12 protein-coding genes are annotated in these 12,002 nt (G+C 53.8%); 7 read left to right on the forward strand and 5 right to left on the reverse strand.

Annotated elements, in window-relative coordinates; all coding sequences use genetic code 11:
• Nucleotides 1-74: 74 nt before the first annotated feature.
• Nucleotides 75-1,778, forward strand: coding sequence for an NAD-dependent malic enzyme (locus RTX30_RS02295; RefSeq protein ID WP_312686390.1), 1,704 nt, complete (start codon nucleotides 75-77; stop codon nucleotides 1,776-1,778).
• 58 nt (nucleotides 1,779-1,836) lie between these two features.
• On the opposite strand, the gene RTX30_RS02300 is transcribed toward RTX30_RS02295, so the two are convergent.
• Nucleotides 1,837-2,232 (reverse strand): helix-turn-helix domain-containing protein, encoded by a 396-nt coding sequence (locus RTX30_RS02300; protein WP_312686391.1) that lies wholly within the window; start codon nucleotides 2,230-2,232, stop codon nucleotides 1,837-1,839.
• 98 nt (nucleotides 2,233-2,330) lie between these two features.
• Here RTX30_RS02300 and RTX30_RS02305 point away from each other — a divergent pair, with 98 nt between their 5' ends.
• The 3 genes from RTX30_RS02305 (at nucleotide 2,331) to RTX30_RS02315 (ending at nucleotide 6,015) form a co-directional block, all read left to right on the forward strand.
• Nucleotides 2,331-3,062: an SDR family oxidoreductase gene (locus RTX30_RS02305; RefSeq protein ID WP_312686392.1), complete on the forward strand. Its 732-nt coding sequence runs from the start codon at nucleotides 2,331-2,333 to the stop codon at nucleotides 3,060-3,062.
• Between the two features lie 336 nt (nucleotides 3,063-3,398).
• The gene (locus RTX30_RS02310) at nucleotides 3,399-5,111 is read left to right on the forward strand and encodes an ABC-F family ATP-binding cassette domain-containing protein (RefSeq protein WP_312686394.1); all 1,713 of its coding nucleotides are present in this window, start codon (nucleotides 3,399-3,401) and stop codon (nucleotides 5,109-5,111) included.
• A gap of 196 nt (nucleotides 5,112-5,307) precedes the next feature.
• Nucleotides 5,308-6,015 (forward strand): hypothetical protein, encoded by a 708-nt coding sequence (locus RTX30_RS02315; RefSeq protein ID WP_312686396.1) that lies wholly within the window; start codon nucleotides 5,308-5,310, stop codon nucleotides 6,013-6,015.
• 46 nt (nucleotides 6,016-6,061) lie between these two features.
• Here the strand turns inward: RTX30_RS02315 and RTX30_RS02320 are convergent, their stop codons facing one another.
• Nucleotides 6,062-6,664, reverse strand: a complete 603-nt coding sequence (locus RTX30_RS02320; protein ID WP_312686398.1) for an inorganic diphosphatase — start codon at nucleotides 6,662-6,664, stop codon at nucleotides 6,062-6,064.
• 278 nt (nucleotides 6,665-6,942) lie between these two features.
• Between RTX30_RS02320 and adhP the strand changes: the two genes are divergently transcribed.
• Together adhP and RTX30_RS02330 are read left to right on the forward strand one after the other, a co-directional pair.
• Nucleotides 6,943-7,953: an alcohol dehydrogenase AdhP gene (adhP, locus tag RTX30_RS02325; RefSeq protein ID WP_312686400.1), complete on the forward strand. Its 1,011-nt coding sequence runs from the start codon at nucleotides 6,943-6,945 to the stop codon at nucleotides 7,951-7,953.
• Nucleotides 7,954-8,015: 62 nt separating this feature from the next.
• Nucleotides 8,016-8,450 (forward strand): glyoxalase, encoded by a 435-nt coding sequence (locus RTX30_RS02330; protein WP_312686402.1) that lies wholly within the window; start codon nucleotides 8,016-8,018, stop codon nucleotides 8,448-8,450.
• Nucleotides 8,451-8,491: 41 nt separating this feature from the next.
• On the opposite strand, the gene araJ is transcribed toward RTX30_RS02330, so the two are convergent.
• On the reverse strand, nucleotides 8,492-9,661 hold the full coding sequence (araJ, locus tag RTX30_RS02335) for an MFS transporter AraJ (RefSeq protein WP_312686405.1): 1,170 nt from the start codon (nucleotides 9,659-9,661) through the stop codon (nucleotides 8,492-8,494).
• Nucleotides 9,662-9,919: 258 nt separating this feature from the next.
• Here araJ and RTX30_RS02340 point away from each other — a divergent pair, with 258 nt between their 5' ends.
• Nucleotides 9,920-10,372, forward strand: a complete 453-nt coding sequence (locus tag RTX30_RS02340) for a GNAT family N-acetyltransferase (protein WP_312686407.1) — start codon at nucleotides 9,920-9,922, stop codon at nucleotides 10,370-10,372.
• Nucleotides 10,373-10,461: 89 nt separating this feature from the next.
• On the opposite strand, the gene fdnI is transcribed toward RTX30_RS02340, so the two are convergent.
• Together fdnI and fdxH are read right to left on the reverse strand one after the other, a co-directional pair.
• Nucleotides 10,462-11,118, reverse strand: a complete 657-nt coding sequence (fdnI, locus tag RTX30_RS02345; RefSeq protein ID WP_312686410.1) for a formate dehydrogenase-N subunit gamma — start codon at nucleotides 11,116-11,118, stop codon at nucleotides 10,462-10,464.
• On the reverse strand, nucleotides 11,111-11,995 hold the full coding sequence (gene fdxH, locus RTX30_RS02350; protein ID WP_312686412.1) for a formate dehydrogenase subunit beta: 885 nt from the start codon (nucleotides 11,993-11,995) through the stop codon (nucleotides 11,111-11,113). Before fdxH ends, fdnI begins: the two co-directional genes overlap by 8 nt.
• Nucleotides 11,996-12,002: the final 7 nt, after the last annotated feature.

Below are 12,002 nucleotides of genomic sequence, written 5' to 3' on the forward strand. Positions count from 1 at the left end.
TACTTGCGCCCGCCGCAGTACCCCACCCGCGAAGCCACCCCACGCGGAGTGATCGTTGATAAAGGAGCTGTAAGATGAATGCAAAACATAATAAAAACCGATCGTTGTATATCCCCTATGCCGGACCCGTGTTGCTGGAGTTCCCCCTGCTGAACAAAGGCAGCGCCTTCAGCATGGAAGAGCGCAGCAGCTTTAACCTGCTGGGTCTGTTGCCAGAAGTGGTTGAAACCATTGAGGAGCAGGCAGAGCGGGCATGGTTGCAATATCAGGGTTTTAAAACCGATATCGATAAGCACATCTACCTGCGTAACATTCAGGACACCAATGAAACTCTGTTCTACCGGCTGGTGGATAACCATCTCGAAGAGATGATGCCGGTGATCTACACCCCCACGGTGGGCTGGGCGTGTGAACGTTTCTCGGATATTTACCGTCGCGCCCGCGGCGTGTTTATTTCGTGGCAGAACCGCGGCAGCATGGACGACATTCTGCAAAACGTCCCGAATCACAATATCAAAGTCATCGTCGTGACAGACGGCGAGCGCATTCTTGGCCTGGGCGACCAGGGGATCGGTGGGATGGGCATTCCCATCGGTAAACTTTCGCTTTACACCTCCTGCGGCGGGATCAGCCCGGCGTACACGCTGCCCGTGGTGCTGGACGTCGGCACCAACAACCAGCAGTTAATCAACGATCCGTTGTATATGGGTTCGCGCCACCCGCGTATCACCGGCGACGACTACTACGCGTTTGTTGACGAATTTATTCAGGCGGTGAAACAGCGCTGGCCAGACGTGCTGCTGCAATTTGAAGATTTTGCGCAGAAAAACGCCATGCCGCTGCTTAACCGCTACCGCAATGAAATCTGCTCGTTCAACGATGATATTCAGGGAACGGCGGCCGTGACGGTGGGCACGCTGATTGCCGCCAGCCGTGCGGCAGGCAGCCAGTTAAGCCAGCAGAAAATTGTCTTCCTCGGGGCGGGTTCCGCCGGCTGCGGTATTGCCGAACAGATTATCGCCCAGACCCAGCGCGAAGGACTCAGCGAAGCCGATGCGCGGCAGAAAGTCTACATGGTTGACCGTTTTGGCCTGCTGACAGACGAGATGCCAAACCTGCTGCCGTTCCAGAGCAAACTGGTGCAGAAACGCGAAAACCTGCAAAACTGGGACAGCGGAACGCAGACCGAAGCCCTCTCCCTGCTGGATGTCGTGCGTAACGTGAAACCAGACATTTTGATTGGTGTCTCTGGTCAGGCGGGTCTGTTCACGGAAGAGATCATCCGCGAGATGCACAAACACTGCCCGCGTCCGATTGTGATGCCGTTGTCGAACCCGACCTCGCGTGTGGAAGCGACGCCGCAGGACATTATCAGTTGGACCGATGGTATGGCGCTGGTCGCGACCGGCAGCCCGTTTGCCCCGGTATTGTGGAAAGAGAAAACTTACCCGATTGCGCAGTGCAATAACGCCTATATCTTCCCTGGGATCGGCCTTGGCGTCATCTCTGCAGGCGCGTCGCGCATTACTGATGAGATGCTGATGGCCGCCAGTGAAACCCTGGCGGAATACTCTCCGCTGCTGCTCAATGGCGAAGGTCTGGTGTTACCGGAACTGAAAGATATTCAGAAAGTGTCGCGCGCTATCGCCTTCGCGGTAGGCAAAATGGCACAGGAGCAAGGCATTGCGGTAAAAACCTCTGCCGAAGCGCTGCAACAAGCCATTAATGACAACTTCTGGGAACCGCAGTACCGCAGCTATCGCCGTACCTCGATCTAACCTTTCGCTTTCACCCGGAGCCGCTGTGCTCCGGGTGTCCCCGTGTCTCTTCCCTTTGCTAAGCCGGATCCGTGACGTTTTCCTCATTTGCATGAGCAAGATCGTAAGCCGCCTGCGCCCTTTCCAGCGCCGGGCCATATTCCAGTGCCCAATCATTCAGCGCCATAAACGGTTGTTGTAGCGTTTGTGCCAGGGGAGTGATGCGGTACTCCACGCCCACCGGCGACGTGGGCAGCACTTCACGGTGCACCAGCCCGTTGCGCTCCAGCCGCTTTAGCGCATCTGCCAGCGCCTTGTGAGTAATGCCATCCAGCCGACGGCGGATTTCATTAAAACGGGCAGGTTCGCTGCACAGGACAGTCAGGATCATGATCGACCATTTATTGGTGATGTGTTCCAGTACCGGTCGGGTTTTTCCCACATCAATCAGGCTGTTACAGGTATTTTTCACCATAGCGATATACTCCGCGATATCAGGTATAAACAAAGTGCGTAATTGATATTAAGTATAAAATTTATATCATCTGTTTTCCACCTAACCGGAGAGAACAGATGAGCAGATTAGACAATAAAGTGGCCGTGGTGCTTGGCGGCGCAAAAGGCATTGGGCTGGCGATCAGCCAGCGTTTCGCCCGAGAAGGCGCGACAACCTGGTTTACCTCTCGCCGTGACGAGGAGTTACAAACTGCCAGTCGCACCCTTACCGGCACGGCAAAGCCACTGCGCGCCGATGTCAGCCAGCCAGGCGAACTGGCCCGTATTATGGCGACTGTCAAAGCAGAATCGGGTCACATTGATGTGCTGGTTATTAATGCCGGGATGTCGGAATACGCCACAATAGAAACCCTCAGCGAAACGCATTTTGATCAGACATTCGGCCTGAATGTCCGTTCGCCCGTGTTTGCTTTGCAGGCCGCACTGCCGTTGTTGCAGCCCGGCGCAAGCGTAGTGCTTATCGGATCGATAGCGGATACGATCGGTACGCCTGGATACGGTGTGTACGGTGCGAGTAAAGCCGCGCTGCGTTCATTTGCCCGGACCTGGACACGCGAGCTTTCTGGTCGCGGTATCCGTATCAACGTTGTCGCTCCCGGCCCCATTGATACTGACATGATGGCTGCTGTGTCAGATGAGGTTCGCGACGCAATCACTCGTGATATTCCGCTGCACCGAATGGGTAAGCCCGACGAAGTTGCCAACGTCGCACTCTTTCTGGCGAGCGATGAGAGCAGTTACATTGCAGGCGCCGAGATTTGCGTGGATGGCGGAATGACCCAGGTCTGACCGTGCGGGGCTTCTTCAACAGCCATCCCTGGGTGGCTGTTTTCTCGACTTTTTACGCTGTGCGCCGTTCTGCTCCACTGGCAAATCATTCATTTACTCGCTAAACTCCTTTCACCTATAAACTTACTGAATATAAAAGGAGGTTAACTATGCTGTATTGTGAATTGTTCGACTATTCACATGCCTTTGGCGATCGTGCCAGCTCAAGCGTTATCGGTTTCGTGCTGCGATAACTTCGGCTTGAGCGAAGACATACATCCCTTCCCTTGGGCTTACCGGGTTATCGTCAGCGAGATTTGACGAGGCATTAACATGCCTGTAACTCTTGAGTAAGCAATGAGCACATTACTTTCTGCACAATCACTCCGTATTGAAACGGCATTCGGGCCGTTATTTTCCGATCTCAATTTCACGCTGCGTAAAGGCGACCGCCTTGGGCTGATTGGCGACAATGGCTGTGGCAAAAGTACGTTACTAAAAGTGCTGGACGGTTCGCTGTCTCCACTCTCCGGTACGGTCACGGTGGCGCACCACTGTTTGTTGGCACGCGTTGAACAACACCTGCCCGCTGAACTGCTGTCGATGACGTTGCTGGAGGCGGTGATGGCGCAAATCCCGCCATCGGAACGGCTGAGTCAGTACTGGCGCGGCGAGGCGTTGCTGGCCAGTATGGGATTACGTGACGACGAAATTGCCCTGACGGCGGCGACGCTGAGCGGCGGTCAACATACGCGGCTGTTACTGGCGCGGGCATTGATCCGTGAACCGGATCTGCTGTTGCTGGATGAACCGGGTAACCATCTCGATCTCCCCACACTGCTGTGGCTGGAGCAGTTCTTACAGCGCTGGCCCGGGAGCTTTGTGATGGTATCGCACGATGCCTCGCTGCTGGATGCCGTCACCAACGGCAGTTGGATCCTGCGCGACCATACCCTGCATCACTTCGCCTTACCTTGCAGCGCTGCGCGTCATGCGCTGGCCGAGCGGGATGAGAGCGATGCGCTGCGCCATAAAGCAGAGCAAAAAGAGATCGACCGGGTCACGGCCAGTGCCAAACGGCTGGCGACCTGGGGGCGTGTGTACGACAACGAGGACCTGGCGCGTAAAGCCAAACAGATGGAAAAACAGGTTGAGCGACTGAAGGAGGATCAGACCGAACTGACTGCCGGCAGTCGCTGGAAACTGGCCCTGCACGGTGAAGCACTGGTGGCGGACCGTTTGCTGGAAATGAACGCACTGGCCGTTGCGCCTGCCGTGGGGTTGCCGCCCCTGTTCACGGTTCCCCTTGCCCGCCTGAAAAGCGGCGATCGGGTTGCTGTGGTCGGGCGAAACGGGTGTGGGAAATCTTCATTGCTGCGCCTGATTTGGCAGGCCTGCCAACAGCAAAGCGACGACGCCCTGCGGCTGCATCCGCGTTTACAGGCTGGCTATTACGACCAGACGCTGCACCAGCTGCCGGACGACGCCACACTGTTCGACGCGCTGGAGCCGTTTGCCCCGGCACCGGACGATCGCAAAATGGCGTTGATCAGTGCCGGTTTTGCGTGGGCGCGGCACGGGCAACGGGTAGCGACCCTTAGCGGCGGTGAGCGCTCTCGGCTGCTGTTTGTTGGCCTCTCGCTGGCGCGTTTTAACCTGCTGATGCTGGATGAACCGACCAACCATCTGGATATGGCGGGCAAAGAGGCGCTGGCGCAAACGCTGCAACAGTTCAGCGGTGCAGTGTTGCTGGTGAGCCACGATCGGCAGTTAATCAACCAAAGCTGCAACCGCTTCTGGCTGGTTGAACACGGGGAACTGCAGGAGTGGCATGACATTGAAGCCGTGTATGCACGGCTGCGGGAGAGCATTCCTGCCGCTGGGCAACAGGCCACACAGCCTGCCAGCACCTGCGAGACAGTGACCGACGATGCCGATCTGCTGCTGGCGCGGCTTATTGAACTGGAAACGCGTTTAGCGGAAGACCTGCAACGTAAGCCAAAGCATCAGAAACCGGGGTTACAGGCGCAGTGGCGTGAAGAAATTGTCCATATTCACTCACTGTTGTAACCCAATACGGAAATTACCAAAGACAGGCGCTTTCGGGCGTCTGTCTTTTATCATAGGTCGTCCATCCGATATTTATTCTGCCTTGTCTTAAAGTGTTTTGTTACCCTTTATTTTTCCTGTCCTCTGAAAGTTTTGGCGTTATATTTTATGGCGAACGCGATTTATTGATCTCACCTCTGCCATTCAGGAGTTAATTATGTGTAAAGATAACGACAGCAATAAAATAATTACCGTCAAAAAGAAATGGGTTATTCAGGAAGATCCGGCTATTCTCAAACAACAAGGCCCACTGTATAAGTATTTTTCTTCTTTTTGCATCGCCTTGCTAAAAAGCAAATATACGCATTATGCTGCGGTGAACGACATGGAAGAATTTGTGAAAATATGGCGCCCCATCGCGATAAATATGGGGGTAATTGAAGAAAATATCGATGTTGCTAAAGCACTCGAGATTCAACGTGATCTGGCGGTTATGGAACAGGAGTGGCCAACCTATAAACGTGCCGTGGCCAGTGAACTGTTTCGTGGTGATTCGCTGACTATTGCAGAGAGTTATCCGTGGCTGGATAGCTTTATCGCTAACGGCCATACGACAGTCACCTGTGTGCAGGTGGACCAGGAAATCACATCGCCGATTATTATGTCGACCTCAACCGATCCTGCAATGGGATATGCAAAAGAGAAGCCGGTGTTATGGCACTTTGATCTCGACACGGACCACCGTGGCGTTGAAATGGGGTTATATTTGTCTGAGAAAGAGGTCACTTTTCCACTGTATAACCGGATTTGGATCTCATCACTGATATATTTGCCAGAGGGGCATGCTTATCAGGATAATGCCAATAAGTTTGGTGTCCAACATCGCTATATTATTAAAGCGAAAATGTTGCCACCTGCAAAATAATACTATTCTGTAAATTGCCCGGCGCCAGGCAACGCCGGGCAAAATATTACGGTTGTGGGTTTTTCGCTTTCCACGCTTCCCAGGCTGCTTTGATCTCTTTTTTTGCTGCTTCGGCGTCATTAAAACCGTTCAATTCTACTTTCTTACGCCCATCCGGCAATTGCTTATAAACACGGAAGAAGGCTTCCAGGCGTTGCTGCTCGATTTTTGGCAAGTCGGCAAGGGTTTTAATGTCGTCGTATGTCGGGTCAATTTTACTGGCCGGAACGGCAACAATTTTGTCATCGGTTTCTCCGCCATCAATCATTTTCAGCACGCCAATGGGGCGCAGTTTGATTAATGTGCCCGGTGCCAGTGGCGCACGGGTGTAGAAAACCACATCCAGGGGATCGCCATCGCCCGCCAGAGACTGGGTTAGCGAACCGTAGTTCGCCGGGTACGCCACCGGCATCGACTGGAAACGATCCGCAATAATAAAGCCGGTTTTTGCATCAGTTTCATATTTAATAATGCCACCAGCCGGGATCTCGGTGACGGCGTAGAACTCTTCCGGGTTATTTTCGGGCTGCGGAAATTCGAGGATGTTGTCTGCTTGTACAGACGCCGACAGAAGAATACTGACGGCGAGGAGTTTATTCACCAGATGCATTGTTAATCACTCTTTTGTTGAGAGAAAACCACAATCTGGCGATGGATGATGACAACAGTATGACAATTGTGTACAGATGTTTATAACCATATTAACATTATGGTTACTCGGTTTTTACCCCTACCTGATTTAGCAGCCGCGGGCAAAAACTATTTCATAATGTTGCCCTGGGCTTGAAAAAGTATCCTAACGTATTAATTCTAAAGTGGTATATAACGGATGAAGCCAGACGCCACACCCGGTTCTCAGTTCTTTGCCTCATATTAAAGGAGATTGCTATGAAGGCTGCTGTAGTAACAAAAGATCACCAGGTTGAAGTTACCGAAAGAACATTACGCCCGCTGAAACATGGCGAAGCGCTGCTGAAAATGGAGTGCTGCGGGGTCTGTCATACCGACCTGCATGTGAAGAACGGTGATTTTGGCGATAAGACCGGCGTGATCCTCGGTCACGAAGGGATTGGCATTGTGACAGAAGTTGCCCCCGGCGTGACGTCGTTAAAAGTGGGCGACCGCGCATCGGTGGCGTGGTTTTTCCAGGGATGCGGCCATTGCGAATACTGTAACAGCGGTAATGAAACCCTGTGCCGCGAGGTGATCAATGCCGGGTATACCGCCGATGGTGGCATGGCAGAAGCGTGTATCGTGACCGCTGATTATGCTGTGAAAGTGCCGGATGGGCTGGATTCCGCAGCCGCCAGCAGTATTACCTGTGCAGGCGTCACCACCTATAAAGCGGTGAAAGTGTCGCAGATAAAGCCGGGTCAGTGGGTGGCTATTTATGGTCTTGGTGGTCTGGGCAACCTGGCGCTGCAATATGCCAAAAACGTTTTTAACGCCAAAGTGATCGCCATTGACGTGAACGATGAGCAACTGAAGCTTGCCGCCAGTATGGGGGCGGATCTGACGATTAACTCGCGCACGGAAGATGCGGCAAAAGTGGTGCAGGAAAAAACCGGCGGTGCGCATGCGGCGGTGGTAACGGCGGTAGCAAAAGCCGCGTTTAACTCTGCCGTTGATGCTGTGCGTGCCGGTGGGCGTGTGGTGGCGGTCGGTCTGCCGCCAGAAGCCATGAGCCTCGATATTCCGCGCCTGGTCCTGGATGGTATTCAGGTGGTGGGCTCGCTGGTCGGTACGCGTATGGATCTGGCCGAAGCTTTCCAGTTTGCCGCCGAGGGCAAAGTGGTGCCGAAAGTGGCGCTGCGCCCGCTGGAAGACATCAATGCTATTTTTAAAGAGATGGAACAAGGCCAAATTCGTGGCCGTATGGTGATTGATTTGCGCCATTAATTACCGGATAGTGCATTCAGGACGGGGGCCAGCGGCCCCCTTTTTCGGTTATGGAGGAGCATATGGCAACGACGATCCCCGGTCTTGACGTTCTGTTTATTGCGGGCTTTGGGCCGATCCCGCACAGCGTTGATGAGAGTCAGAATTTTTATCAGCAGGCGCTGGGTCTGCCGTTGAAACCCATGGAAGGCAACAGCGATTATCTGGTCGCCGATCATGATGTGCTGGATGGCGCAAAGCACTTTGCGCTGTGGCCCTTGCACCAGGCCGCGGAGTCCTGCTTTGGCGCAGCAAAATGGCCCGCGACACACCCGGTGCCGCAAGGGTGGATCGAGTTTGAAGTAGCCGACCTTGCCACCGCCACCGAGGTACTGTTGCAAAAAGGCTATCAGCTACTGGTCGCTAATCGTCTTGAGCCATGGGGGCAGAGCATCACCCGCCTGCTCAGCCCGGAGGGACTGCTGGTCGGTTTATCTGTCACGCCCTGGTTGCGATAAACGCCTGGCCGGATAATGCAACATTACCCGGCCAGGTATTGTTATTCAGTCACCGCCTGTAACGGGCGTTTTGTTTTACATTGCCCGTAGAGCAACAACGCCACCATCGCGCCGGATGACAGTAATGCCGCCGGTAAGGTGAGATAGCTGTACGTGAAACCAAAAGCGATGATCAACCCACCGAACCATGCCCCTACCGCATTGCCCAAATTAAAGGCCATTTGACCGCCAGCGGCTCCTAACATTTCGCCGCCTTTGGCGTTTTGCAGCAGCATAATTTGCAGCGGCGCAGACACGGCAAATAAGCCTGCGCAGCAGAGGAAGCCCATTCCCAGCGCGGCCAGCTTGTGTTCGCCGCCGACAAACAGTGCCAGCATCGCCAGGACCACCATCACTTCCGTGACAATGGCAATGCGCAGCGGGCTGAAGTTCACTGACAGCTTGCCGCTGAACATATTACCCAGCACCATCCCCAGCCCCATCAGCATCATCACCCATGTCATGCTGGCCTCTGAAAAACCGGAAACATTCACCATAAAGGGTTTGATATAGCTGAACCAAGCGAATACCCCGGCATTGCCTAACATCGTGGCGGCAAAAATCAGCCAGGGTTCGGGTTTTTGCAGGAAGTGGAACTGTTCACGAAGGTGCGTCGGCGCAGTGTCGTACAACGTGGGCACCCAGAACAGCACCGACACCATCACCAACACGTCAAACAGCGAGATGAGACAGAACGTATAGCGCCAGTTGAAAGCGTGACCCAGCCAGGTACCCACCGGGATGCCCACCAGGTTGGCCACCGTCATTCCGGCGATCATGCCTGCTACGGCGATGGTGACTTTACCCGGCGGCGCGATTTTGGACAGAATTATCGCGCCCACGCCAAAAATGGCCCCATGCGGGAAGCCAGAAATAAAACGCGCGGCAAGCAGCATCGGGTAGGAAGTGGAGAAGGTGAACATCGCATTACCAATTACGCAGAGCGCCACCAGAAACAGCAGCGTTTTCTTAAGCGAAAAACGGCCCGAGAAGATCGCAATAATGGGCGCGCCAATCACCACGCCAAAAGCATAAAAGGAGATTAAATGCCCGGCAGAAGGAATAGAGATGCCGACATTGTTGGCGAGTTCGGTGAGCACACCCATAATACCGAACTCCGCCATACCCAGACCAAAGGTCGCAAGTGCCAACGAAAAAACCGTTTTTTTCATACCACAGACCACTTGTTAATACATTGCGGCAGGCATTATTGTCCATTCACGCCAGGCAGACCAGATGAAATCGCCCGTCTGGCATATTAATCCATGATTTCAGACCGGCTATTACATACGTGCGCCAGAGGTTGCGCTTATTCTTCATTGGAAACGTTGCCGTGGCGCAGCACCGTTCAATAGCGTGAAAGAAACCCTGCCAACGATCTGCCGCCAGGCTATGCTGAAACTGTTCCCAACTCTTTTGAGCAGACCTGTATGCATACGCTTCGTGTTGAACGACTGTCATCCGTTACCGACTCGCTGGCCGCCGATTTAACCCGCTTGCTGGCCGAACTTTCACCCAGCGCGCCGACGCTGACGGTCGAGGATTTTCAACGTATTTTTGCCGCTGATTCAGTACATCTCTTTGTCGCCTGGGATGAAGGCATTCCGGCCGGAATGCTGACGCTGGTTTGTGCGACCTTGTTATCGGGCAAAAAATGCATGATTGAAGATGTGATTGTTGGCCGTGAATTCCGTCGCCGGGGTATTGCCACCGCGCTGTTACGCTCCGCCCTCTCCTTCGCCTGTATTTATGCCGCCCGCCACATTGACCTGACCTCCCGCTCTGAGCGTGAAGAGGCCCATGCGCTGTACCATAAATTCGGTTTTATTGAGCGACAAACGCATGTTTACCGGCTGACGTTGTTAAACAAACCCCTTATCTGATGTGGAGTAGCATTGCATGGTGCTGCCGGGTGTTATGAGCGGCTATTTTGGCAAGCCGCTCCGAACTGGGGTTCGGAGCGGGTATCAGGTTACTTTATCCCTTCGGTGCTCTCTTTTTTGGCTTCCAGACGTTCAACATCACGGTACCAGCGTGGGTGATGTTTCTGCGCCCAGCGACGGCTGACTTTACCTTCCACCATGCCTTTAATTGATCCTTTAACCCAGAACGCCATATACATATGAATAAGAATGGCGTGGATCAAGATAATGGCAGAGGTCGCGTGCAGCAGCAGGCTGTAGCGAATGACCTGAATCGGAAAATAGGCGGCGAAATAAGGACGCCAGATAATCACCCCGGTCACCATCAGTACAAAAATCATGCTCATAATGGTCCAAAACATCATCTTCTGACCGGCGTTATATTTACCGACTTTCGCAACTTTATGTTCATTGCCTTTCAAGACTTCAACAATGTTTTTCAGCCACGGCAGATCTTTTTTGTCCGGGATGTTGTGGTGAACAAAGCGCACGAACATAAACATCAGCGCGACAAACACCGCGACGCCAAAGAACGGGTGCAAAATACGCCCCATTTGCGGCGTGCCGAAGGTTTCTGTTAACCACTGCAAGGTGGGAAAGAAAAATGAAATGCCCGATAGTGCGACGAGAAAAAAGCCGATCACCACCGTCCAGTGACAGGCGCGGTCAATAAACTGGGTGCGCACAATCATTTTCGACTTATTCATGATGATCCTCCTCGTCATCGTCCACTTCTTTATTCGGCCCGATGCCAATGTAGTGATAAATCAGCCCGGCAAAGGTGGCGATAAAACCGGCCGCCGATAACGGTTTCAGGACACCTTTCCATAACCCGACCGCCGTATCGATGTGCGGATCCTGGGGCAAATTATGGTAAAGCTGAGGCTGATCGGCATGGTGCAGCACATACATCACATGTGTACCGCCCACCCCCTGCGGGTTGTAGACCCCGGCATGGGGATAGCCGCGCGCTTTCAATTTTTCCACCCGTTGTTGCCCCAGTTCCAGCATTTCATCCCTGGTGCCAAAGTGAATGGCGCCAGTCGGGCAGGTTTTCACACAGGCCGGCTCCTGGCCAACGCTTACACGATCGACGCAGAGGGTGCATTTATAGACCCGGTTGTCCTCTTTATTGAGACGCGGCACGTTAAACGGGCACCCGGCAATGCAATAGCCGCAGCCGATGCAGTTCTCCTGCTGGAAATCGACAATGCCGTTCGCGTACTGAATAATCGCCCCGGCGGATGGGCATGCTTTCAGGCAGCCCGGCTCCGCGCAGTGCATGCAGCCATCTTTGCGGATCAGCCACTCCAGCCTGCCGTTCTGCTCGGTTTCGCTAAAACGCATCACCGTCCAGGATTTGGCGCTCAGATCGGCGGGGTTGTCATAAACCCCGACACAATGGCCAACGTCATCACGGATATCGTTCCACTCGGAGCACGCCACCTGGCAGGCTTTGCAGCCCACGCAGGTGGAGACATCGATCAGTTTGGCGACTTCTGCTTTATGATCGCGCACGCCCGGCGGTGGCGTCACCGGATGGGTCGCGGAGCGTTTAATAATGTCCTGCGTTTCCATAGCCATATTCGCT

This window comes from Kosakonia sp., assembly GCF_032052965.1.
GTDB lineage: Bacteria > Pseudomonadota > Gammaproteobacteria > Enterobacterales > Enterobacteriaceae > Kosakonia.